At 56.5% G+C, this 24626-nt stretch carries 18 protein-coding genes; 8 read left to right on the top strand and 10 right to left on the bottom strand.

All coding sequences use genetic code 11. The features are described from left to right. Positions 1 to 421 precede the first annotated feature (421 nt). From ACHZBS_RS10215 to ACHZBS_RS10200, 4 genes are all read left to right on the top strand, one after another. On the top strand, positions 422 to 3757 hold the full coding sequence (locus ACHZBS_RS10215) for a BTAD domain-containing putative transcriptional regulator (protein WP_319406396.1): 3336 nt from the start codon (positions 422 to 424) through the stop codon (positions 3755 to 3757). A 281-nt stretch (positions 3758 to 4038) separates the two neighbouring features. Beyond that, complete coding sequence (gene fdnG, locus ACHZBS_RS10210; protein ID WP_319406395.1) at positions 4039 to 7128, top strand: formate dehydrogenase-N subunit alpha; 3090 nt, start codon at positions 4039 to 4041, stop codon at positions 7126 to 7128. A 15-nt stretch (positions 7129 to 7143) separates the two neighbouring features. Further along, positions 7144 to 7863 carry a 4Fe-4S dicluster domain-containing protein gene (locus ACHZBS_RS10205; RefSeq protein ID WP_319406394.1) on the top strand — a complete coding sequence of 240 codons (720 nt, stop codon included), beginning with the start codon at positions 7144 to 7146 and terminating at the stop codon, positions 7861 to 7863. A gap of 190 nt (positions 7864 to 8053) precedes the next feature. Beyond that, positions 8054 to 8941, top strand: coding sequence for a formate dehydrogenase accessory protein FdhE (locus ACHZBS_RS10200; RefSeq protein WP_319406393.1), 888 nt, complete (start codon positions 8054 to 8056; stop codon positions 8939 to 8941). A gap of 62 nt (positions 8942 to 9003) precedes the next feature. Here the strand turns inward: ACHZBS_RS10200 and ACHZBS_RS10195 are convergent, their stop codons facing one another. Then, on the bottom strand, positions 9004 to 10074 hold the full coding sequence (locus tag ACHZBS_RS10195; protein WP_319406392.1) for a sodium/calcium exchanger protein: 1071 nt from the start codon (positions 10072 to 10074) through the stop codon (positions 9004 to 9006). Further along, positions 10067 to 10489 (bottom strand): hypothetical protein, encoded by a 423-nt coding sequence (locus tag ACHZBS_RS10190; protein WP_319406391.1) that lies wholly within the window; start codon positions 10487 to 10489, stop codon positions 10067 to 10069. The genes ACHZBS_RS10195 and ACHZBS_RS10190 overlap by 8 nt, the downstream gene beginning before the upstream one ends. A gap of 394 nt (positions 10490 to 10883) precedes the next feature. Here ACHZBS_RS10190 and ACHZBS_RS10185 point away from each other — a divergent pair, with 394 nt between their 5' ends. Next, positions 10884 to 11618, top strand: a complete 735-nt coding sequence (locus tag ACHZBS_RS10185; protein ID WP_319406390.1) for an acyl-ACP thioesterase domain-containing protein — start codon at positions 10884 to 10886, stop codon at positions 11616 to 11618. 86 nt (positions 11619 to 11704) lie between these two features. Here ACHZBS_RS10185 and ACHZBS_RS10180 read toward each other — a convergent pair whose 3' ends face one another. The 5 genes from ACHZBS_RS10180 to ACHZBS_RS10160 form a co-directional block, all read right to left on the bottom strand. Beyond that, positions 11705 to 13576: an ATP-binding protein gene (locus tag ACHZBS_RS10180; RefSeq protein WP_319406389.1), complete on the bottom strand. Its 1872-nt coding sequence runs from the start codon at positions 13574 to 13576 to the stop codon at positions 11705 to 11707. After that, a complete protein-coding gene (locus tag ACHZBS_RS10175) occupies positions 13561 to 14742 on the bottom strand; it encodes an ABC transporter substrate-binding protein (RefSeq protein ID WP_319406388.1) in 1182 nt (393 codons plus the stop codon). The genes ACHZBS_RS10180 and ACHZBS_RS10175 overlap by 16 nt, the downstream gene beginning before the upstream one ends. Beyond that, positions 14739 to 15452 (bottom strand): TlpA disulfide reductase family protein, encoded by a 714-nt coding sequence (locus ACHZBS_RS10170; protein WP_319406387.1) that lies wholly within the window; start codon positions 15450 to 15452, stop codon positions 14739 to 14741. The genes ACHZBS_RS10175 and ACHZBS_RS10170 overlap by 4 nt, the downstream gene beginning before the upstream one ends. A gap of 158 nt (positions 15453 to 15610) precedes the next feature. Then, positions 15611 to 16024 (bottom strand): DM13 domain-containing protein, encoded by a 414-nt coding sequence (locus tag ACHZBS_RS10165; RefSeq protein WP_319406386.1) that lies wholly within the window; start codon positions 16022 to 16024, stop codon positions 15611 to 15613. Between the two features lie 53 nt (positions 16025 to 16077). Further along, positions 16078 to 17196, bottom strand: a complete 1119-nt coding sequence (locus ACHZBS_RS10160) for an NADH:flavin oxidoreductase (RefSeq protein WP_319406385.1) — start codon at positions 17194 to 17196, stop codon at positions 16078 to 16080. A 337-nt stretch (positions 17197 to 17533) separates the two neighbouring features. On the opposite strand from ACHZBS_RS10160, the gene ACHZBS_RS10155 reads away from it, so the two are divergent. Genes ACHZBS_RS10155 through ACHZBS_RS10145 form a run of 3 tightly spaced genes read left to right on the top strand, consistent with a single transcriptional unit; the run spans position 17534 to position 21652 of the window. After that, complete coding sequence (locus ACHZBS_RS10155; protein ID WP_319406384.1) at positions 17534 to 18046, top strand: MarR family transcriptional regulator; 513 nt, start codon at positions 17534 to 17536, stop codon at positions 18044 to 18046. Beyond that, positions 18043 to 19812 (top strand): ABC transporter ATP-binding protein, encoded by a 1770-nt coding sequence (locus ACHZBS_RS10150; protein ID WP_319406383.1) that lies wholly within the window; start codon positions 18043 to 18045, stop codon positions 19810 to 19812. Before ACHZBS_RS10155 ends, ACHZBS_RS10150 begins: the two co-directional genes overlap by 4 nt. Then, positions 19805 to 21652: an ABC transporter ATP-binding protein gene (locus tag ACHZBS_RS10145; RefSeq protein WP_319406382.1), complete on the top strand. Its 1848-nt coding sequence runs from the start codon at positions 19805 to 19807 to the stop codon at positions 21650 to 21652. The genes ACHZBS_RS10150 and ACHZBS_RS10145 overlap by 8 nt, the downstream gene beginning before the upstream one ends. A 193-nt stretch (positions 21653 to 21845) precedes the next feature. Here the strand turns inward: ACHZBS_RS10145 and ACHZBS_RS10140 are convergent, their stop codons facing one another. The 3 genes from ACHZBS_RS10140 to ACHZBS_RS10130 form a co-directional block, all read right to left on the bottom strand. Beyond that, positions 21846 to 23003 carry an acyltransferase family protein gene (locus ACHZBS_RS10140; RefSeq protein WP_319406381.1) on the bottom strand — a complete coding sequence of 386 codons (1158 nt, stop codon included), beginning with the start codon at positions 23001 to 23003 and terminating at the stop codon, positions 21846 to 21848. Positions 23004 to 23087: 84 nt separating this feature from the next. Beyond that, positions 23088 to 24017: a GGDEF domain-containing protein gene (locus tag ACHZBS_RS10135; RefSeq protein ID WP_319406380.1), complete on the bottom strand. Its 930-nt coding sequence runs from the start codon at positions 24015 to 24017 to the stop codon at positions 23088 to 23090. A 120-nt stretch (positions 24018 to 24137) separates the two neighbouring features. After that, the gene (locus tag ACHZBS_RS10130) at positions 24138 to 24524 is read right to left on the bottom strand and encodes a DUF488 family protein (protein WP_319406379.1); all 387 of its coding nucleotides are present in this window, start codon (positions 24522 to 24524) and stop codon (positions 24138 to 24140) included. Positions 24525 to 24626 lie beyond the last annotated feature (102 nt).

The raw sequence follows: 24626 nt of genomic DNA, 5'->3' as shown, positions 1-24626 counted from the left end.
ACAATATTGTGTGTGCCGTCTGGCGTGCCTCGAAAGCGAACCGATATCCGGCCCAATCGTTGTGGTATAATTTTTCAGTCCCCCTAACGGCGTACGGCCGTTTCTGTTTGACGGCACAATGATACCTGAAACAGGAACATTTGCAACGATTTCCTTGACGGATGAAATGCCGCCGGCCGAGCAAAGGTCTGTATCCTTCGTCAAGCCCCGTGCCGGTCGCCGGCCATTTGCACAGGTCCGGTAATCTATTGTATAATTTAACAGTTAGTGACAAAATGCCGATTTTCACCGCTTTGCAGATACCGCAAGTTGCGGGAACATGTTAACATGGCTATGCCAACTGATACCCGGTCAATGCCATCGGTATCATTTTTGATTTCAAGTAAAGTGCTTATCGGCCCAATTGCTGAAGCGAAACGCCATGGTTGATGCGCGAACCATCTCCAGAACAACCCCGCCGGGCCACTCCCGGGCCATTCCTCGTCCGCGGCTGATCCAGCGGGTTTTGGGTGCGGACGCCACCCGTGTGATCCTGATCACCGGGCAGGCGGCTCAGGGCAAATCGACACTGGCGGCAGAGCTTGCCCGTCAGCCTGGCCCGACCGGCGCATGGATGCATCTGGACCCATCGGACAGCGATCCGGTGAATTTCTTCCACTTGCTGGTCCATGCCCTTAAGACCTCGCGGCCGTCCCTGGATACCTCCGCCTTCTTAAAAAATCCGGCGATTGCCCTGGGGACCGAAATGGGTTCGGGCCGGATCACCGAGCTGGCAAGCGTTTTCCTGAACGAAATCATCGCCCAGGCACCGGTTCGAATCGTGATGGACGGCCTTGATCGGCTTTCCGGCAACGCTGAAAGTTTGAAGCTCATCGACAGGATCCTCGTCAACCTTTCTCCACCCAGCTGCCTGGTGCTTGTATCCCGCGAAACCCCGCCGCTGAAGCTTGAGCAGTTGCGAATTCGTCAGGAACTGGTCGTTCTCAACAATGACGATCTGGCGTTTACCACCGACGAAATTTTCCGTTTTTTTTCAGACCTGTATGATTTGCGCCTGGCTCCGCCCCAACTGGCGAGGATCCGGGAAATTACCGATGGATGGGCCGGCGGCCTGGTGCTGGTGTGGGAGGCGTTGAGTCATATTCCCGAGGCACAGCGGATTGACTTTATTGAAAGGGGGCTGCCCGTTGCCATGCAAGGAGACCGGCTGGCCTATTTTTCCGAAGCGGTTTTTTCCGCACTGGATGAGACCACCCGGAACTTTCTGATTCGATCGGCCATCTTCGACACCATTGATCCGAAAAAGACCGCCAGTTATCTGCAAAACCAACCGGTGGGGGATGTTGAAACCATTCTCAATACCATGGTTAGGCAAAATCTGTTCATCCATCGCCTTTCCGACATACAGTCCGGCCTGAGATATCGATACAATCAGCTGTTCCGCGATTTTCTGCTCGACAAATTCCACGGGATACTGGACAGGGCGGAGCAGCGGGAACTTCTCGTCAGGGCCGCTGATCTGGACTGGGATTCTGGCAATTACGAGGGAGCCATTCGTTTTTTCCTGCAGGCGGAGGTTTTTGAAAAAGCGGCGGCAGGGATCAAGAAAATCGCCATGGGGCTGTCCGCCCAGGGCCGGTTTGCCGACCTGGCCGGGTGGATCGACATCCTGCCCGATGACTTGATTCACGACGATGCCTGGCTTTCCTTCTACAAGGCGGTGGGTCGACGCATCAGTGGCGGGCGCAGGAATATCGAGGCTTTTTCAAGGGCGCTCGATCGGTTCAAGGCGGAAGGCGATCAGCGGGGCCAACTCCTGGCGCTGGCTTATCTCATTGAAGCCGCCGTTTTCATCGGCCACCCGGCGGTGGTGCTGAACCGCTGGCTCGGTGAGGCATGGACCATGCTCGAAAGGGTGAGCGGCAACCGATATTATCCCTTTGCCAAGGCGGTGTTGTGGATGCAGGTAGCGTTCGGATATCTCTCCGGCGCCAGCGATCTCCAAAAAGGCCTGTCCGCCTGCCGCAACGCCATGCTGCTGGCCAACACCATTCAGGACGAAACCCTTACGGTGAACACCACTATCATTCATGTCTTCGGGCTCACATTAACCGGGGAGTTCGCCGCGGCGGAAAAAGCCCTTGCCACGATCCACCACCTGGTGGCGGCCGCCTATCCCGAATACCGCGCCCTGAAAAATATTGTCAGCATGAAACTGTCCCTATCCAAAGGAGATCTGGATTGCGCCCAGCGCTTGCTTGACGCCAACCAAAAAGATATCGACAAGTTTGGTCTGCTTTTTCTATACCCCATTCATCTGGACTTGTCCGGCTTGCTTCAGATTCATCAACGGCGCTTCGATGCGGTGGGGCACACCACCCGGCATCTCAAAGACGTGGCCACGCTGACCGCCAACCCTTTCTACAATGGGTTGGCCCTTCGTTTGCGGGCACTGAAGGCCTATCATCAGGGGCATTTTGAGCGGGCGCGAAGATGGGCCGAACTGGCGGTTGGCGTGATTGCCCAAAGCCTGGGAGAGAGTATTCACCTGTTTCGCTGCCGCCTGATTCTGGGAATGGCGGCCTATCACCTGAAGGATCTGGCCGGCGCCAGGCAGGCGCTGACGTCGGCCCGTGATTTTTTCAGTCGGGTGTCAAGCCGCCTGTCGCTGGCCGAGGCCTGCCTGGGCCTGTCGCTGGTGGAAACGGCCATGGGCAATCGAGATGCGGCGGACCGGCATTTGGAATCCGCCCTTGCCGTTGCGGCATCACAGGGATACGAAGCCTTTCCCATCCTGGCTGCCCGAGACATCGTGGCGGCCTGTACACCGGCCCTTCAGACCACCCATTCCGAAATGGCTCGCCTCGCCCGCCGCCTCTTGACCCATCTGTCCCTTCAACCCCCTGGATTTGCACTGGCCAAAGAATCGGATGCAGGAAAACCGATCCAACGGCCGGCGACGACGGCAGGTTCCGATGATACCCCTGCCGGTCTGGTAATCCAGACCTTGGGCGGGTTCGAAGTCCGCCGCAATGGGGGCGAGGCTATTGCCGATGCCCAGTGGGCCGGCCTTCGCCAGAAGTTGCTGCTTAAGGCCATTCTTGTCAATGGGTGCCGGGAGATCCCCAAGGATATTCTCATGGATGCCCTCTGGCCGGATAGTACTCATGAGGCGGCCCTGAAGCGTTTTAAGGTGACTCTCCACCGGCTGCGCAGGATTCTGGAGCCTCAGGCGGATCAGCGAGCCGGTTTTTCCTGCATTCTTCTGAAGGACAACCTGATCAGTCTGGACATGAGGCGCTGCCAGGTGGATGTCAACGATTTTCTGGAGGCCTGCGACGAGATCAGGCAACTGAAGCGCGATGACGATGACGAGCGGATCCTGTCGGCCTGCCGGCGAGCCGCTGCTATCTATCGGGGGGATTTTCTTCCTGAAGAGCCCTATCTGAGTTGGGCCGAAATGAAACGTGCCGCCCTGAAGGATCGGTATCTCGCCGTGCTCATGGAGATGGTAGTACTTCTGGAACGAAAAGGTGATTTGGATGAGGCGGCACGGCACTGCGGAATCGTGATCCAGGCCGACCCTCTTGCCGAACAGGCCTACCAGCGGCTCATGCGCCTGCTGTATCGCCAGGGACGCCGAAGCGCCGCCCTCAAAATATACCGGGACCTGGTAGACGTTCTCGCCGTGGAACTGGATACCGACCCCGACCCCGCCACCACCAAAATCTATCACGAGATCATGCATGACAGGTGAATAGCGACTTTTCTGACGGTCATCCTCACCTCCGTATTTCTCAATCTTCTTGTAACCCTCCCTTGTATCTTTTTCGTAACCCCGACGATGGTAAACATCAATCTGGGGGAGATTGGCTGCGATTGCCCCAACATTGCCTCCCCTGATGAGTCCCGGCCTTCACCCGCTGAGTTGGCACCTCCGGGTGAAGGCCTGATCCAACTTCATCGACAATCTGATTTCAGGCGTTTCAGTGGTTGAGCTTTTTCACGGATAACCGGTTATAGAAAAGGAGGACGATTATGGATGTCAACCGCAGGCAGTTTATCCAGATTACCGGTGCCGGCGCTGCCGGTCTGGCCGTCAGCGGGCTGGGTTTCGACCTGAAGCCGGTCAGGGCCCATGCCGGCATGCTGAAAACCAAGTACGCCAAGGAAACCACAACGATCTGCTGCTATTGTGCGGTGGGCTGCGGTGCCATCGTCCACACCAGCAAGCGAGGTGACGGCCGGGTCATCAACATCGAAGGGGACCCCGATCACGTGATCAACCGCGGCGCCCTCTGCTCGAAAGGTGGCTCCCTCAAGCAGCTGACGGAAAACGAGAACCGGCTTACCGAACCCATGTACCGGGCGCCCTATTCGGATAAATGGCAGCCGGTCTCCTGGGATTGGGCCCTGGAAAAAATCGCCCATCGCGTGAAGGAAACCCGTGATGCCTCCTTTACCGTCAAAAATGACAAAGGGCAGGTGGTCAACCGCACGATGGATATTGCATCGGTGGGAAGCGCCGCCATGGATAACGAGGAATGCTGGGCCTACCAGGCCCTCATGCGATCGCTGGGTCTGGTGTATATCGAACACCAGGCGCGAATCTGACACAGCGCGACGGTTGCGGCTCTGGCAGAGTCGTTCGGACGCGGTGCGATGACCAATCACTGGATCGATATCAAAAACAGCGACTGCATCCTCATCATGGGAAGCAATGCCGCTGAAAACCACCCCATTTCCTTTAAATATGTCACCGAGGCCATGGAAAAAGGCGCCACGCTGATCAACGTAGATCCCCGCTTTACCCGGACTTCGTCCAAGGCGGACATATACACGGCCTTGCGTTCGGGTACGGACATCGCTTTTCTCGGAGGCATGATCAAGTACATCCTGGAAAACAAGCGTTACAGTGAGGAGTACGTGGCGCTTTACACCAACGCGCCGTTCATCGTCGGCAAAACATTCGACTTCAAAGACGGCCTCTTTTCCGGCTTCGAGAAGAATCCTGAAGGCCCGGTGCTGGGCAGATATGACAAGAGCCAGTGGGCCTTTGAGATGGACAAGAACGGTGTGCCCAAAATGGACCGGTCGCTGAAGAACAAGCGCAGTGTGTTTCAATTGTTAAAGAAGCATTACCAGCGGTATGATCTGAAGACCGTTTCTATGATAACGGGAACCTCCGAGGCCGATTTGAAGCGGATCTACGATGTCTACAGTAAAACCGGAGAGCGGGGGAAGGCCGGCACCATCATGTACGCCATGGGTTGGACCCAGCACACCACCGGCACCCAGAACATCCGTACCATGGCCATTATCCAGCTGCTGCTGGGCAACATGGGCGTGGCCGGCGGGGGCGTCAACGCCCTGCGCGGCGAATCCAACGTCCAGGGATCCACGGACCACTGCCTGCTCTGGCACATCTGGCCCGGCTACCTCAAAACGGCACGGGCATCCAACACCACCCTGGCGGCCTACAACGAAACATGGACACCGACCAGCAAGGACCCCTTGTCCGCCAACTGGTGGCAGAACTACCCCAAATACAGCGTGTCCATGCTGAAATCCTTTTTCGGTGAAAAGGCCAATGCTGCCAACGAGTTCGGCTATCAATGGCTGCCTAAGGTCGATGACGGTGCCTCCTACTCCTGGTTCGACATCTTCGACGCCATGTATAAGGAGAAGATCAAAGGCTTTTTTGCCTGGGGCCAGAACCCGGCCTGCAGCGGTGCCAATGCCAACAAGACGCGCGAGGCTTTGGGTAAGCTGGAATGGATGGTCAATGTCAACCTGTTTGACAATGAGACCGGATCGTTCTGGAGAGGTCCGGATATGGATCCGGGCGCCATCAAAACCGAGGTGTTCATGCTTCCGGCCTGTGTGTCGGTGGAAAAGGAGGGCAGCATTACCAACAGCGGCCGGTGGATGCAGTGGCGCTACCAGGGCCCCAAACCCCTGGGCAACAGTCTGCCGGACGGCGATATTATCCTGGCGCTTGGAGAAAAGATCAAGGCGGTTTACAAGGACGGCGGCGTGTATCCCGAGCCGATCGTCAATCTGAAGTGGGATTACGACACCGACGGCGCCTACGATCCTCACAAAGTGGCCAGGGAGATCAACGGCTACTTCGTCAAGGATGTCACCATCAAGGACAAAACCTATAAAAAAGGGACGCTGGTCCCCAGCTTCGCCTTCCTCCAGGCCGACGGATCCACCTCGTCGGGCAACTGGCTCTACTGCAACAGCTATACGGAAAAGGGCAACATGGCCGCCCGCCGCGGGCAGGAGGACGCGGTGAACCACATCGGACTGTTCCCGGAATTTGCCTGGTGCTGGCCGGTGAACCGGCGCATCATCTACAACCGGGCTTCGGTGGACGCCAAGGGCGTGCCCTGGGACCGCAAGGACTGGGTGATATTTTTCAAGGGGGATGAAAAAGACGGCAAGTATGTATCCAACAAGTGGATAGGGGATGTGCCCGACGGAGGCTGGTACCCGATGCAGAATCCGGACGGATCCTGGAGGAAGGATGCCAAGTACCCCTTCATCATGCAAAAGCACGGTCATGCCCAGATATTCGGACCGGGACTGGCGGACGGGCCCTTTCCCGAGCATTATGAGCCGTTGGAATGCCCGGTGGAAAAAAACTACCTCAACGCCCAGATGGTGAATCCCACGGCGGCGGTTTATGCCTCCGAAGCTGATGTCCACGCCACCTGCGATCCGCGCTTTCCTTATGTGGGGACGACATACCGGGTCAGTGAGCACTGGCAAACGGGCCTGATGACCCGCACCCAGAGCTGGCTCATGGAACTGCAGCCCCAGATGTTCGTGGAGATGAGCGAAGAACTGGCCGGGCTCAAAGGCATCCAGAGCGGAGAACGGGTCAACGTGACCTCAGCCCGCGGCAAGGTGGAGTGCAGCGCCATTGTCACCAAACGGTTCAAACCCTTCACGATCGCCGGCTTGACGGTTCACCAGGTGGGAATTCCCTGGCATTTCGGATGGCGATGGCCGTCATCCGGCAAAGAGGATAGCGCCAACCTCCTCACGGCATCGGCCGGCGATCCCAACACCCGGATTCCGGAATCCAAGGCATTCATGGTTAATGTGACCAAATTGTAAAAGGAGGGAATCGGCATGAGCAATGCATTTTTTATCGACACCACCCGGTGCACCGGATGCAGGGGCTGTCAGGTGGCCTGCAAGCAGTGGCATGACCTGCCGGCCGAAGAGACGAAAAACCGGGGAACCTTCGAGAACCCGCCGGACCTCTCTTTTTCCACCTACAAACTGGTCCGCATGCGTGAATCGGAAACCGGCGGCAAGCTGAAATGGCTCTTTTTCCCCGAACAGTGCCGCCACTGCATCGAGCCGCCGTGCCTGCAAACGGCCGATGACGACACCGCCATATACAAGGACGAAAAAACCGGCGCCGTCATCTTTACCGCCAACACGAAATCCCTGGACGTGGACGAGATTATCGAGTCCTGCCCCTACAACATCCCGCGCAAAGCGGCTGACGGCACCCTGGCCAAGTGCGACATGTGCAATGATCGCGTGACCAACGGCCTGCTGCCCGCCTGCGTAAAGACCTGCCCGACGGGCACCATGAATTTTGGCGATCGTGACCAGATGGTTTCGCTGGCAGAGCAGCGGTTGGCCCAGGTTCGTAAAAAACATGCAACAGCGCAACTGGTGGATGCCGACGATGTCAATGTGATCTATCTGATAACCGAGGCGCCTGACGCGTATAATGAGTATGTCATGGCCTCGGCGGGTTCCCACGGGCTGAGTCGGCACATGGCTCTGAGAAAAATGGTCAGCCCCCTCCGGTGGGCGTTTCGTCAACTGGCATAGGAGCATCGCTGGCTGGCTGCGAATGGATGGGACCCTGGCTCCTGTCCTATTATTCTCTTGCACGTGAAAGGAGAGGCTGCTGCGTACTGCAAGGCGCAGTGCCTCTCCTTTTTTGTTTGAAAAACATATCGAATCCAAACTATACACATGCCTTCTGGACGGACACTGAACCATGGAAAGGAACCATCCGATGACCAGCCATTCCCTATGGAATGCGGCGGCAGTGGAGCAGGCCGTTGCGCAGCTGGCAGCCCTCCGGCCCGCATATGCATCCATTCTGGGCTTTTACGGACCGGTTTTCGCGGCCCAGATCCATGCAGCCGGGAAAACTTTCCCCGAGGCGATTCCGATTGACCAGGTGCTCCTGGAAATGAAATCAAACGAGGGGTTTCCACTCATCGAACCGGCGGCATTTACGGTCGATTTCCCGGCGGCTGAAAAACTGCTGGTGCAGATCTGCGACATCGCCATGCGGTCCGGTGAGAAACTCGGGGCTGCCGGCGAGGCGTTGACCCGGGCGTTGAGCGGCGGGTTTGTTATGGCCGGGCTGTTTGCCGATGTTCTGGGGGACAAGGGCCGGATAGCTGACCTTGCCAGGACCATGGACGTTTCGCCGGAGATGCTTTCCCTGCTGCTCTATCTGGCCGTTAAACCCAGTGTCGAGGCCGGTGCCCGGCAGCTGGCCGTCCGGTTGACCGGCAGTCCGAAAAATCAGGGAAGCTGCCCGGTGTGCGGCAGTGCGCCCCTTATCGGAGAACTGGACGCCGAGGGCCGGCAATGGATCCACTGTGGGGTGTGCTGGCACCGCTGGGCGGTGACGCGCATGGTCTGCCCGTTTTGCAGCAACCGGGACAGCGCTTCACTGGAATATCTATTTTCCGATGATGAACCGGAATACCGAGTAAACCTGTGCGGGGAGTGCAAACGATACCTGAAAGTGGCGGACACCCGCAAAATGGATCGCCGTTTTTATCCTCCGTTGGAGCAGGTGGCGTCCCTTCACCTGGACATGCTGGCCGCGGAAAAAGGGTATGCCCCTGCGCGTGGCGTCACATTTCCTACAGCGGATGGCCGATAGAAAAACGGCTGCTTGCCTTCATTGGAAATTGGGGCTTTTGCCGTTGGCATTGCCAGGGGCAGTCATCCCATGAACCCGGTATAGAGGAAGACCCCGTAAGCGATGGTCAACAGGGCACCCATGATTCGGGGAAGCCGGCCGATGACGGAGACGAAAAATAGATGAAGCAACCCCGCCCCGAGGATGACCATGATCCCCATATTCATCTGGTCTGGTACCTGGATAACCGAAAACAGGGCAAACAGGCCGATGCACATGGGGATGCAGATATGGCCGTCGCCCACCTGAGAGCTGTAGACGATGTCCGCCCGCCCGGCCCAGGCGTAATATGTGGATAGCACCGCATTGGGCAGCACCATGAGGCAGCCGCTGAGAATACCCAGCTGGTCGAAAAGGATGAACCCCGGGCCCAGGGCCATGACCCAGGCCACCAGGCGGTCGATTCCGTGGAGGATGCCTGCGCCGAGGGTTACCACCAGCAGAGCATCCACCAGGATGGTCCATGACAGGGAGCGGCGCTGGTGGATGTTGTATTTGAGCACGTCAAATACGTGCAGCACCTGCCAGAACAGAAAAATACCCACCAGAACCAGACCGTCACTGAAATCCAACTTGCCGTCACGCCCCAGGGCCCAGAGGGCGCCGGTGAAGAAGAAGACGGCCAGGAGGGTCAGGATCAGGGACAAGGTATTCAGGCGCTGAAGCTTGGATACGGGCCTGTGAGCGGCCTGGGCCGATCGGGAAGGGATGATGTTGAGGGTCCAGATCAGTGCCGGAAGACCGATAAGCAGGGTGAGGTTGGTGACGTTGTTGACGATGCAGTTTTCAACGATGACCGATCCACTGCCCCCCTGTCGGCCAAGAGAGAAGGCGAAAACCAGGTTGGGAAACCCGGATGCATAGGGCATCACCAGCGTGCCCAGCACGGTGCCTTCGAGTCCTTTGCGCTCCAGAACGTTGAGGCGGTAAACCATAAGCATGGAGCAGGCGAGAAACAAAACCAGGGAGAACCATGGATCCATGGACTCGGAAAGGCGGTACCAGCCGTTCAACTGCTGGAGGCCTGCCCGGCAATAGGCTGCTGCCTGGTCTGTATACCCGGAGAGGGAAGCGAAAAATGCGGTGTCACTCATTGGGGTGGCCGGCAACCAGTTCCTTCCATCGTTGATCCAGTTCTTTTAGCTGTTTAACCAGGGTTTCCACCTCATCCACATCGGTTCGGGGAATGTCCAGTTTTTCGGCGTAGGTATATAGTTTATGCTTTTCGGGAAGGGTGAAGTTGCCGTCCATGGATGCGATCATGACGGCGTCTTTGAGCACGCGAAGAGCGGTGAGGCGGGACACTTTATGGGTGCCGATTTCAAAATCCTTGTCCGTGTCTTTTAGAACCTGTTCGTAGTCGACACCCAGTTGGATAGCCTGTTTCCGGATGAAGCGATACTCCGGCAGACCGTTGTCCTTATCGGCCCTGGCAATGGCGATCAGCATTTTCACGTAGGTTTCGCGGTCGAACTCGGTGGTGCTCTTTTCCTGGTTGGCGCCTGGCATCCCTTTCCCCCCTCTTGTCCCCGCTGGATTCATGATCTGGTATAGTTTAGACCCAAAAATGCAACAAGCGTTCCATAGTGTTACATTCTATCCTCGTCGTTTTTTCCGCAGCCAACCGGCAGCTTGATAGTTCCGGTGTCCTCCATCTTCATCCCCGGGGGCTGTTTCATTTAATACACCGTGTATATCTGTGCATACAAGGCGTATATATCATAAAATCGACCCTGGTTCACCTGAGAATTGAGGCATGGGCAATCGGGTCGAGATCATTGAAACGGTTGCCAATTGATCCGAATTATGATTTGGAACCGGTCTTTATAACGGCTTTAAAGGCCGAGGGCATGCCCGACAGCGACATCCGGAAAATATCATTTAATTCAGAAAGCGGAATCCCATGAAAATCGAACAGACGACCATGGTGGATTACAATGAGGTGGATACGGATTTTCGGATGAAACTGCCCGTTTTGTTTCAGCGCCTCCAGTGCGCCGCCATTCATCATTCGGAACAGGTGGGTCTGGGCTCGGCGGCCATGGTGGCGGCCGGTGCTGTGTGGATTTTAAATCGCATGCGGGTGGACATTTGCCGCATGCCCATCTACCGGGAGGAGATCACCGTCCGGACGTGGCACAAAGGATCGATCGGCTTTCGGGCCGGCCGGGATTTCTTAGTGTTCAGCGGTGATGAGCAGGTGGCGGCAGCCACCAGCCTGTGGCTCTACTATGACCTTAACCGCAAACGGATCGCCAAGATTCCCAAGCATGTATCCGAGCCCTACACGGCCGAGGCGGAAAATGTTCTGCCGACCGGCGCCATAGATTTTGAAGTCAACAAGACGTTCGTACCGGAGCGGACGATCACCATTACTACCCGGGAAGGGGACTATGATCCCAATGGACATGTGAACAACACGGCTTATCTGGAGTACCTGGAAACGCTGATCAAACGCAGCGGAATTGGTGACGTCAACGTCGGCCAGGTGGGGATTCAATACCTCAAGGAGATCGGTCGGGACGTCCACACCCTCCAGGCCGGTGTGGCGGCAGTGAAAAACACCGTCAGGTTCCGGTTTTTTGACCCGACGGCTGTCTATGCAGCCGGTTTTGTCACTGTCGGCGAACCTGGCTGAACAAATTGGCGCAATGGTTCATCAATCCGTTTCTTTTGAACGCCTGAAGCAATTCCGTTAAAAGGCATTCGATCGGTCGGTGGTGTTTACTGCACGACCGGAAAGCTCAGGTTAAAGGTGGTGCCTTGGCCTTCTTTGCTGTCGATATGGATTTTCCCGCCGTAGTCTTCGACGATACCGTTGGTAATGGAGAGACCCAGCCCCATACCTTCGCCCATTTTTTTGGTCGTGAAAAAGGCTTCAAAAATTTGAGTTTTCACTGCCGGATCGATGCCGATACCGTTATCGGATACGGCCACCACCACCTGGCCGTCCTCGGTAAAGCTTTTGATGAGGATGTTTCGCCGGTTGTTCCTCAGGCCTGATTCTTCCTTAAGATTGATAGCATCCCGGGCGTTGGTCAGCAAGTTGAAGATGACCTGCTCGATGCGGTTGTGGTGGGCCAGGATGGGCGGCAGGTTTGTCGTCAACTGAAGCTGGACATCGATATTCTGCAGGCGAAGCTGCCGTCCGATGATGTCAAGCACGGAGTTGATGGGATCGTTGATGAAGAGCTTCTCTTTGGTAAAGTCCGTTTTGCGTCCGAAGTCTCTCAGTCGGCGGATGATTCCTTCTGCCCGATCGACCTGACTGCTCACTTCACGAACGATTTGAAAAAGCTCCCGCTCAGGGATGCGTTCTTCTTTTTCAAGCATCATCTCCAAAAACTCACTGCCCATTTTGATGGCGTTGAGGGGCTGATTGAGCTCATGGGCAATCCCTGCGGACATCTCACCCAAGGTCGTCATCTTGCTGGCTTGAATCAGCTGGCTGTCCTTTTCCACCATCTCGGAGATATCGGTGGTGGCCACAATCAATGCATTCTTGTTTTCATAAGGCGCCGGGCAGGCATGGACATTCACATAAAACGCCTGGTGCCCTTTCTTGAAATATTGAACCTTGGAGCTGATGATGGAGACATTGCCGGGATGCTGGGCGCTACATTCGGTCCACTTGTTTTCGTCCAGTTCAAAAGGTCCCAAATCCGTAAACGGCCGGCCAACCAGTTCCTCTTTGGTATAGCCATATACCTCCTCGGCACTGGGGTTGGCGCTGAGAATCCTCAACGTTTTCCGATCCAATACAAAAATGGGGTTGGGGCCGCTGGCAAACAGGGACCGGTACTTGTTGTCCGACTCTTTGAGCTTGGCTTGGGACTCTTTGATGCGATTGGTCATATTGATAAAGGATCTGGATAGCTGGCGCACTTCATCTTTGACCTTGTTTTCCTGAAGCCCCTTTTCCAGATCCAGCTGAACATCGAAATTTCCCCGGCTGATCTCGTCGGAAACCCGGGTCAGCCGGGTGATGGGCTGGGTGATGGTTTTTGAAAGATAGTGGCTGATAACGAAAAAGAAGATGATCACTACGGAAACAAAACCCAGAAAGGTGGTGCGCAGTTTGTTGATCAGTTGATCGATGTGCTTTTTATAGAGGCCCACATGCACGGATCCGATTCGATAAATACCCTCGTTGACAGCCACGGCCACATCGTAGACCTCGTCTATGCCCGTGTGCATCAATTGGATACGATGGTCGCTTTCAGGTGCGATTCGATTGGCGCCGGCGATCTGCTCGGGGAAATCACGAGTAAAGGTATGGGCAAGAATCTGATCCTGTTTGTCCAAGATAAAAATATAACCGACCAGTTCCTTGCGTGCGCCCAGACGGGCTTCAAAGACCTGGCTGGTCAGTTGGGGTATGTTTTCGGTGAGGAGGTAGCCCCGGCAGCTTTCGGCAACACTATAGCCGATGCCCAGCCCCCGTAGCTTGAGTTCCGACGTCAGCGTGGATATCAGAATCCAGCGGGTGAACAGGGCGATCAGGACACTGATCAGCAGGATGACAGCCGTGACCGAGAAGAAGATTTTGTTCTTCAGGCTGGAATTCCTGATGCGGTCGATCAGTGATTGCGCCATACGAATTTACCATCCTGCAGATGGGTGAAGTACACTCTTTCCAGGCCCTGGTGGTCCCTGGGGCTGAAGGACAACAGATTGGCGATGCCCAGGTCCAGTTTCTGGATGGATTCGATGGCATTGATAAACTTTTCGCGGTTGAGCTCCCGGCCGGCGCGTTCGAGCCCTTCCACCAGGACCTTGGCATTGATATACCCTTCCAGGCTGACGAAGTTGGGTCGATCCGAGGGATAGTACTGTTTTAACAGCGCGACATATTCCCGGGCTCCCCAGAGTTTCTTATTACTGTCCGACACCTCCGGCGGCGGCACCACCTGGGTAACGATTATCTTTTCCTCGATCTGGCCCAACAACCGGGCCAATTCATCGGCGCCCACAAAAGAGACATTGTAGAAAACAGGCGAAAAGTGTCTTTCCTTGGCCAGGCGAATGAACTTGGCACAGGGTTCATACGTACCGATCATGACCACGGCTTCCGCCTGAGCAGCCATGATCTTGCGCAAGCCTCCGTCCACATCCAGGGTGCCGCGAATATAGGTGCCCGTGGCCACCGGCACCAGTCTGTAGGGGCGCAGCGCAATCTCCGTGCCCTTCAAGCCGTCGAACCCATAGGCGTCGTACTGGTAAAAGACGGCAATTTTCTTAAGTTTCATCGCTTCGACGAGATGCTTAACCGCCGCGCCGGTCTCCTGATAGTAGGATGCCCGCACATTGATCAGATAGCGGTTGAGGGGCTCCCGAAGGGCATTGGCGCCGGTAAACATGCCGACCACGGGAATCCTGGCCTCCTCCACCAGGGGAAGGATCTTGACCGTCGTGGGTGTGCCCACATAACAAAAGAGCGTAAAGACCTTGTCCTGAACGATCAGCTTCTGGGTATTGGTCACGCATCGGGGAGGGTCATAACCGTCATCATAGGCAATGACCCTGATTTTGCGGCCATGAATGCCGCCTTGCCGGTTGACGTGATTGATATAGGCCATGGCGCCGTGCAGGGTCTGAGTGCCCAGATAGCCGGCGTGTCCGCCTAGGGCCAGGGACGAGCCGACGAGGATCTCGTCCTCGGTTATTCCGAGCAGTTGGGTGGTCGATGTCTGGCTCTCATTGGTGTTTCCGCAGGCCAGGACAATGACAGCCAACACCCAGAGGGTGACGCATTTTTTCATTTGATAAAGTCCAGAATTTTTCCTTGGAGGAGGTCATAAGAACATTTTCCAGGGATTTTTTCAACAATTTGGCCATTTTTGACCAAAAAGATCATCGGAATGCCAACCAGCCTGAACTCATCGACCACGGTCTCACCGACCCAAAATACGGGAAAATCCACCTTCCTTTTTTTCAAGACCCGTTCCATCGCCGCCGGTCCGCCCGCATCGATACTTATGCCGATGAATCGAAGGCTTTTGTCGTGGAAACGGTGGTACAACCGATTGACAGTGGGCAGCATCTCTTTACAATGGCCGCACCAGGCGGCCGTAAAAAACAGCAACGAGATGCCGTGATCATTTGAAACCAGCTGGTTTAATTCGGCTTGGGCCATTGTTCCAATTTTAGGTGAGGATGCGGCAAAGGCACTTTCCCCAATGAAATGGAACAACAGGAGCCCTGCGCCAACAACCCTGAAAATGCACCGCACCCACGGGTGATTTTCGAAAATCTGCATGTTTCGCCTTTGACCGGCAGCGCAGAGGTAAATTTGCGCCTGAAAATCGGATGGAGGGATAACGGCCTGATGAATAATCCTTGTTCCGGCCTTTCGTTGTACGGCAACTGATGAACCCGTCATACCGTAAAAAAAATTAAATATCAGACCGAAGGTTACAAAGAAGTTACACTTCGCTTTACTTTTTCCGTTCGGCGGTTTTAAGGAAAACACGGTAAGATCAAGCGATACGGATTAAAGGGACGTTCATGTTGCGGAACTGTTCAAATTGGCCTTCCGGGCCTGATCCGGCATCCGGAAGAATCGGCTGCCCTTCCGGTTTTCCACCGGAAAGACAGTTTTAATTTACTGTGAACCCGCCGATGCCTCCATCATTTTTCGGATAAATGTGCCCGGCCGATCTCCACATTAAACTGCTTGCACCAGATCACCACACTGTCATACTCGTCCGGGTTGACCCCGACCGGCAGATCGAAGGAGACGGTGCCTGAAAATTGCTTCAACATTCCCAGCTCCACACCGTGCATCCGATCCGCGTTTTTGGTCAGATAGACATAGCCGCCCGGTACTTTGTCCACTTTGATATCGCTTAAGGTCAGCACATGCCTGCTCATATCCATGCCGAAAGAGACCTTGCCGGAGGCGTGGTGACTGTCACTGCCCATAAGCATATTGTTCATTTTGTCTTCCATCCCGCTGTGCATGCCGGGGTCCATTTTTTTGTCCATCATTCCATCTGTCCCGGCGCATGCAGCCAACCAGCCCAGCAGGGCCAGACTGACCATCGTTATTCCCGCATTACGCATTGTTTCAGCGCAAAAGCATTCCAACAAATCTGTTATACGAACTTCACCTTCCATTCCTTCATTTTATCCGTCGGCCAGGCCACACAAAAAGCCGGCCGGCCTTTCATGACCATATGCATGCACGCATCGCCGCAGTCCGGATTGCAGTGGGTAATTGCGGCTTCCTTGCCGTCGCGTACCTTCTGCGGCCACCGTGGGTCGGCCCAGAGCACCCGCGCCAGGCCGATCAGGTCGGTTTTCCCCTCTGCGATGGCCCGTTCGGCAAAGTTGCCGGTGGCGAAGCGGCCGGCAGCGATGATTGGAACGTCTACCACCGTGCGGACAGCGGTGGCCAAATCGAGCATGTACCCTTCCTGTTTTGACTTTTCCACGATATCCGGCAAGGAAAAGGACTCGTAGGTGCCGCCCATGACGGAGATGTAGGCGATACCGGTCTGGGAGAGCCTTTTGGCGAATTGTCTCGACTCAGTCAACTGCAGCCCGTCAGGCATCCATTCGTCGGCCAGGAACCGATACCCCACGGGAAATTCACCCACCGCTTTTCTGACCCGCGTCAGTACGTCCAGGGCAAAGCGTTGGCGGTTTTCCAAACTGCCCCCGTATTCATCGCTGCGCTGGTTGGTCCGCGGGGAAAGAAACTGGGCCAGCAGGTAGCCGGTGCCGCCATGAAGCTCAACCATATCGAATCCGGCGCTTTTGGCTCTGGCCGCGGCTTTTGCGTATTGGCCGATGATATGCGCAATTTCGGTCTTTTCCAGGGCTCTGGGAAACCGGCCGAATGTCTTCACTGCCGACGGTGCCACCGGTGCTGGTGTCGCGTGGGCAAAGCGGCCGGCGTGGTTGATCTGCAGGCAGGCCAGCGCACCTTCCTGTTTGATGGCGGCGGCCAGTTGCTTCAATCCGTCCAGGTTGTCGTCGGTGTCTGCCCGCAGGGTTCGGTCGGAACCGCTGCCGGTCGGGTGGTCCACCGTCGCATTCTCGACCACGACCATGGCCACACCGCTCTGGGCCATGAGCCGGTAATGCGCCACCAGCATGTCGCTGACCGTTCCGCCTTGGCCGGCATAGCCCAGGTAGAGCGGCGCCATGGTCAGTCGGTTTTTCAGGGGCAGGCCCTGGATGGTGATCGGTGAAAAGAGATGAGGATACATACCGGGCCTCCTTATTGTTTTCGAAGAATTGGTGTGAGGGTCGAATCATAGCACGGTAGCCGGGGTTTAGATCAATGATTTTATAGGTTCGGGGCCTCCCTCATCACATAAGGGGTTGTCCGAAATTAAGTGGTGCACGATGGTGCCAGTTACTTTTGGACAGGCCCCAAGATGCGTTCACCGGAAAACCACCCCGACGATAGCCCGCGCGTTTCCCAATCGAATGGCCTGGGCAAATGGTCTAAGCCGGCAAACCCAAAATGTTGACAGACGGTTCAAGAACGCTTATGAGTTAGCCTTCTAATAATTCGAAAGCTAACTATATATGAGCGAGTGCATGAAGAATACGAAAGAAGATGTGCGGACGCCTGCCATCGGTTATCTGTTGGCGCAGGTCTGCCGGCTCGTCGGCAGTCGGCGACGAGCGAAGTTGGAGGGCATCGGCCTTCGCCACGCCCAGGGGTTGATCCTCTTTCGACTCTGGCAGGAAGACGGGATTTCCCAGCGTGTGCTTGCCCGGGCCCTGCATATTACTCCGCCGACAGCCAGCAACACGTTGCAGCGGATGGAGCGGGACGGCTGGATAGAACGCTGCCGAGACGCAACCGACCAGCGGATCGTGCGTGTATTTCTGACCGTGAAATCGAAAAAACTGCGCGAAGAGGCCCATGCATCGTTCAAGGAACTGGACAACGAGATGACGTCGATGATGACCCGGCAGGAACAGGAAACGCTCAGGCAATCCCTGCTGAAGGTCCGCGGGTATCTGATCCAGGCCGGGGACGAAGACACCGGCCACGCATGCCCCGGGCGGTTCTCCTTGCCGGATGAAGCGGAGAAGATCCGGTGAAGTCTCTTTTGCGATTGTATGCGTATCTGTGGCCGTACCGTAGGCAGGCCGCCGCCTCCCTGACCCTGCTGGTTGCCATGGTTGCGTCGGACCTGCTCATCCCGCATCTGACCCAGCGGATTATCGATCAGGGCATCGTGCCCGGCAACGGCCGGGTGGTCGTCGTCACCGCCCTTATCATGGTGGGCGCCGCGCTTCTTTCCGCAGCCTTGGCCGCCGCCAACAATTTTCTTTCGGTGAACGTGGCCATGTCATTCGGGGCCGACATCCGCAGCGTGCTGATCCGCAAGGTACAGTCTTTCTCATTCGGCAATCTCGACCATCTCCAGACCGGCAAACTCATCGTCCGTTCGACGAGCGACGTCAACGCGGTGGGAATGATCGTCATGCTGTCGCTGCGCATTCTTACCCGGGCGCCGCTCTGGGCGTGCGGTGCGATCGTCTTGCTGATCCTCACCAACCCCCACCTGGCCCTGATTATGACGGTGTTTGTGCCTCTGATCGTTCTGCTGGTGTGGCTTTTTGCCCGCAAGACCCGGCCCCTGTTTCTGGGGGTGCAGCAACGCCTCGACCGGCTGAACATCGTCCTTCAGGAAAACCTTGCCGGCGTTCGTGTCATCAAGGCCTTCGTGCGTATCGCGCATGAGGAAGCCCGATTCGATAAGGCCAATCAGGCGCTGATGAACCAGACGATCGGCATCGCCAGCCTGTTGGCGGCTTTCGCCCCGTTCATGTTGCTGATCCTTAACCTGGCGATCGTCGGTGCGGTCTGGATCGGCGGCAAAACGGCAATGGCGGGTGAGATGACGGTCGGTGAGGTCGTGGCCGCCATTAACTACCTTTCCTTTGCCCTTTTCCCGATCCTCATGCTTACCGGTATGATCGGCCCGATATCGGCAGCGGATGCATCGGCGAGCCGGATCCTAGAGGTGCTTGACGCCCAACCGCAAGTCCGGCAGTCCGGATCTGCAGCGAGCCTGGTCAATTCCCGGGGACGGATTGCCTTCGAGGGTGTTTGCTTCAGCTACTCGGGTAACGGCGAGGAACCGGTGCTGTCGGATGTTTCATTTGTTGCCGATCCGGGCGAGACGGTTGCCATCGTGGGGGCGACCGGCTCCGGAAAATCGTCCCTGGTCCACCTTATCCCGCGTTTCTACGATGCTACGGCCGGTCGGATCACCCTCGATGGAATCGACGTGCGGGATCTGGATCTTCACGCTCTGAGGGGCGCCATCGGGATAGCCCTGCAGGAATCGGTTCTTTTCAGCGGGACCGTGCGCGACAACATCCGCTATGGCCGGATGACCGCCGACGAAGAAGACATGATGGCGGCGGCACGGGCCGCCCAGGCCGACGAATTCATCGCCGCGCTTCCCGATGGATACGACACGGTGGTGGGCCAGCGGGGGGTGACGCTTTCCGGTGGACAGCGCCAGCGGATCGCCATCGCACGGGCGCTCCTGGTTAAACCCACGGTCCTGATCCTCGACGATGCGACCAGCGCCTTGGACATCGAGACCGAGGTCCGGCTGCAGGACGCTCTCGATCGGCTGATCGGGGGTTTTAAAATTTCCACGACCCGGTTCATCATCGCCCAACGCATCAGCTCCGTGCTGCTGGCCGACAAGATTATCGTCCTCGACCAGGGACGGATCGCCGCCATCGGCACCCATAACCGCCTGATAGACACGAGCGAATTATACCGGGATATTTATCGCTCCCAGCTCGGGGAACCGCGTGAGGGCAAGGCAGGTCATCATGGCTGACGGACCCGCGCAAAAACCGGCATCTGTCCGCATGACCGGCCTGCCCGGGCCGGGCGGAGGAGGTGGCGGCCAGGGTCGAACCATCGAACGGGCGAAGGACACCAAGGGTGCCCTGCACCGTTTGATGCACTATTTGCGTCCTTATCGAACCACCCTCATCCTGGTTGGCCTTTTTGCCGTGCTCGGAACGGCGCTGGCGTTAAGCGGGCCCTTCCTGATGGGCCGGGCCATCGACCAGCTTGTGAAGGCAAACCGTGCCGCGTTATTTCGACTGATCCTCTTCATGCTGGGCGCTTACGTGTTTTCAGCGGCGGCGCAGCTTACCCAGGGCGTGCTCATTGCCGGTATGGCCCAAAAGGCAATGCGGGCGCTGCGGGCCGATCTCTTCAACCATTTGCAGAAGCTGTCCCTGCGATTCTTCGATTCCCGAATTCAAGGCGACCTGATGAGCCGGCTGACCAACGACATGGATGCCATCAATCAGGTCCTTACACACAACGCCGCGCAATTATTTACCGGGCTCCTGACCATTGTCGGCATTCTGGCGATCATCATCGTGCTCAGCCCCTGGCTGGCTCTCGGATCGATGATTGCCTTTCCCCTGATGATCGGTCTCGTCGGTATGGTCGGCCGCAAGACGCGCACGGCCTTCCGCAGCTACCAGGCGCGACTGGGAGACCTGAACGCCGTGCTTGAAGAGACCTATAGCGGACAGCGGGTCGTAATTGCCTTCGGACAGGAAGAACGCGTTCTGGACCGTTTCGACCAGGCCAACGAAGCCGTTCGAAAAGCCGGTGTACGGGCCATGACCCTGGCGTTGCTGGTGATGCCGATGATGGGGATTCTGTCGAATCTCAACGTGGCGATTCTTTGCGGACTGGGCGGGTGGCTGGCGATCCGCGGAGTTGTATCCATCGGAACGATCGCTGCATTCATCACCTACTCGCGGCGCTTTGCCGAGCCGCTGCGCCAGCTAAGTGACTTGTACAACCAGGTCCAGGCGGCACTGGCCGGGGCCGAACGGATCTTCGATCTCCTGGATACCGCTGCCGACCGGACCGATTCCCCCCACGCGCCGGATCTGCCCAGAGTGGCCGGGGAGGTGACGCTCGACCATGTCACCTTCTCCTATATGCCCGGCATCCCCGTCCTCAAGGACGTTTCCATCCGTGCCCGGCCCGGGCAGCGGATCGCCCTGATCGGACACACCGGCGCGGGAAAGACGACGCTCGTCAACCTGCTTTCCCGTTTCTACGATCCTGAGGCGGGAACCATCCGCATCGATGGCGTCGACATCCGCACCGTGAAGCGGGACAGTCTGCGGCGGCAACTGGGGGTGGTCCTTCAACAATCGTTTCTTTTCAGCGAGTCTGTGCTGGAGAACATCCGCTATGGCCGGCTCACCGCTACCGATGAGGAGGTCTTCGCAGCCGCCAGGCTCGCCCATGCAGACGGATTTATCCGCCGGCTCCCACAGGGCTACGCGACGGTTCTGGCGGAGCGGGGTGCGAATCTTTCCGAAGGCCAGCGCCAACTCGTGACCATTGCCCGCGCCATACTGGCCGATCCGGCGATCCTGATTCTGGACGAGGCCACCAGTTCCGTGGATACCCGCACCGAACTGTATATTCAAAAAGCCCTCCTTGAACTGATGAAGGGGCGCACCAGCTTCGTCATCGCTCATCGCCTCTCGACCATCTATAATGCCGACCAGCTGATCGTGATCGAAAATGGCCGGGTGGTGGAACAGGGAACCCATGCAGAACTCCTCCTCCAGCGAGGCGCCTACCATCGATTGTACCAGAGTCAGTTTCGCGAGCGAAAGACCGTCCTCTCCTGAACCTCGCCGGATGAAGCAACGACAGTTCGATCTGAGTCTACCCCCGCTTCTAATGCGATGACGGCTGCTTCGATCGCCTTTTTGGCAGAGGGCTGGTTCCATGTTTGGAAACATCCTGCGCCTATCCAGCGCCGTATCGGTCTGGCCTTCAGCACGGCTGATCAACAATTATTCCAGTTGGCCGGATTTGGCTCTAAATCAGGTTCTTCAGCAGCGGCCCCGCCATCGTGGGCCGGCCCACCAGCTGGGGGAGCCATCGCTTCAACAGGTAGACCATGGGCATGCAAGCCGTCAGGCTGCCTGCCGTCATGGCACAACCCACCCACAATACGGTCAACGGTGTTCCCTGCAGATGATCGACAACCCATTGGGCCATGGGCGGGTTAATGTAGTGGTAGAAAATGCCGTTGAGGCACATCAGAATCAGTGTGTTTTGTCCCATCCAGACCATCGGTGTCCAGGACGGCATGGTCCTGGCGACGAAAAGCACCATCAGGCAGCCGGTTACGGCGGTGAGGGGGAACCAGATGTAGTGCCCATGGGATGAGAAAAGGATGACTACGGCATCTATCGGCGGAAAACTGAAAAGGCCGCTGTTCAGGCGGTAGGTGAAGAAGACGATGAAAAACGCGACCATAGCCGCAGGAATCAGAATTATCGGGGACGGCCCTTTTCTGAGAAACGCTCTGCGGCGCATCCAGACGCCCAGCAGGTAGAATGCATACATGAAGATCGCCTCGTGGATGAACAGATAGTTCCACCCGATGACCCGCCCCTTGAGCGGATTGACGATATCGAACCTTCCGTTGAAGAGGTATCCGGCGACATAAAAGAGAACCAAGCCGGCGACGATTTTCCTGTCGGAGGTCAACACGCGGCAGGCCCAATAGTGAACCATTTCCACCGAGAAGATGATCATCAGAAACCATGACGGCACACAAAACAGGGGAATGCCGAACACGGTGTTCGCCAGGCCGTCGAGATAGCCCTGCAGGCTGGGCAGCTTCAGGTGGAAGAAATCCCCTGGAAATATGGCGGCGGACAGCATGAACACCGCGGTGAAGAAAACGAACGGCAGCAGGCGCGACAGCGTCCGCTGTTTTAAAAATTTCCAGAATCCGAAGGACAGGTCGCTCTGTTTGGCCACGTAGCCGGCCAGTACAAAAAAAAGGACCATATGAAACGAGTAGATGAATTTGTACTGCGCTGCCGCCGTCGGATTCTTCAAGTACATGATCCGCTCGATGAAATGCCCGTAAAATACCAGGGCCATGGCGATGAAGCGCGCCATATCAATGAATCGGATGCGTTCTTTTGTCGCTTGATAGGAAAAGGTTGGATTTACGTTCATTGGGTAGACAACCTCCCGGCCTTCACCAGCGCCCCGGTTTCAGAGAAATTGGCGACAGTCATCGGATTCGTTGAACTCCTGACGCTATTGATGAGGCGCTTCGGGAATCGTGCCGCGCGGGTTCCGGGGGTTTTCCCCGTTCGAATGTCGGCCGATTATCTCCGGGCGACCCACCTCTTCGATAAGAATACGGTTCTTTCCGCTATTTTTTACGCGGTACATCAGTGTGTCGGCAAATCTGATTGCTTCGTTCAAGCTTGATGGCGCTGTCAGGAAAACGGCAACGCCAATGCTGACACCAATCGGCCAGCCTTGTTCTTCAGCTTTTTTTGAAAAAGTTTCACGGATGTTTTCGAACACGGTGCCGGCGCCGGAACAGGTGGTCTCCGGTAAAAGAACAACGAATTCATCCCCACCCAACCGACCCACGAGGTCTGCTTTGCGAACAGAGGTCAATAAAATGGAAGCGACCGTTTTTAGCACCTGATCCCCTTCGGCATGCCCCCAGGTGTCGTTCACGCTTTTGAAATTGTCCAAATCGATATATCCGATGGCCGTTGACCGCTTGAATCGGTCTGCGATGCGGAAAATGGTTTGTGCGGACTCCACGAACGCCAGCCCGTTCATGACTCCCGTAAGACCGTCCAGCCTTGCCATGCTCCTTTCCTTTTCCAGTTGGGCCCTGACGGTCGTAAGCAACCACGCGGTTACGATGAAAAACAGGAACCGTACACCGGCGTTCCAGAGCAGAATAATGGATCGGCTATAGTGGTGCCCAGCCGTGATATCAACGATTAGCCAGACGAACGCGCTGACAATGCTGAGCAGGGCGCCATGATACAGCCCCGCATACCAGGTCGCAAATGCGATCGGCAGGAGGTAGAAAATGGAAAATGAGAGTTCGTATCCGGTGATGTGGTCCATTGCGGCGAGAATAAAAATAAGAAACAGGCAGGCTGTGGTAACTTGAAACGATGACCTCTCTTTAAAAAATGCATTAATACTGGATATCATGACGAGCCACTTACCTTTTTCCCGGCCAACGCCGATGCATACAGGCGAGGCAGCGTTTGCCGCCTAATTCCTGTCAAGAGGCCTGTTGGGTGTTGTTTTTGTGCGGCGTTGCACCCGGTCTCATTCGAATTCGGCTCCCCGCTCCGCCAATAACTCGCGCAGTATGGACCGGTGACAGCGCTGCTCGTTTTCGCAGTAGCAGCCAACGGATATATTTGCATGATGAGACAGCGCGGCAAGCAGATCGAGGATTCGGCTCTTTTCAGGATTTTTCATTTCTGCACGATATTTCCTGGCGAATGCGGCCCACGCTTTCTCGGATTCGGCTGCCTGGCCGACCTTCATGAGTTCGGCGGTGGGTGCAACGTTGGGGAGCCACACATCATACCAGTTTTTCGATGCGTATTCATCTTTGGGTACGCCCCGCGGGGGGCGCCTCACCGTCCCAATGCGCAGTCCTTCTCCCCGGGATCTGTCGGTACCCAGACGAACGATTCGGATGGTCATGCGATGCCTCCACTATACTTAAAAAGATGGATTACCCTGCCCGGCGGTTGAACGCCCTTCTGCCCCCTGAACGGCAGCCCGATAAGGCCGCTGTCGATCCCG

Origin of the sequence: uncultured Desulfosarcina sp. (genome assembly GCF_963664155.2) — a bacterium.
Classification (GTDB): domain Bacteria; phylum Desulfobacterota; class Desulfobacteria; order Desulfobacterales; family Desulfosarcinaceae; genus Desulfosarcina.
This window is presented reverse-complemented; position numbering and strand designations above follow the sequence as displayed.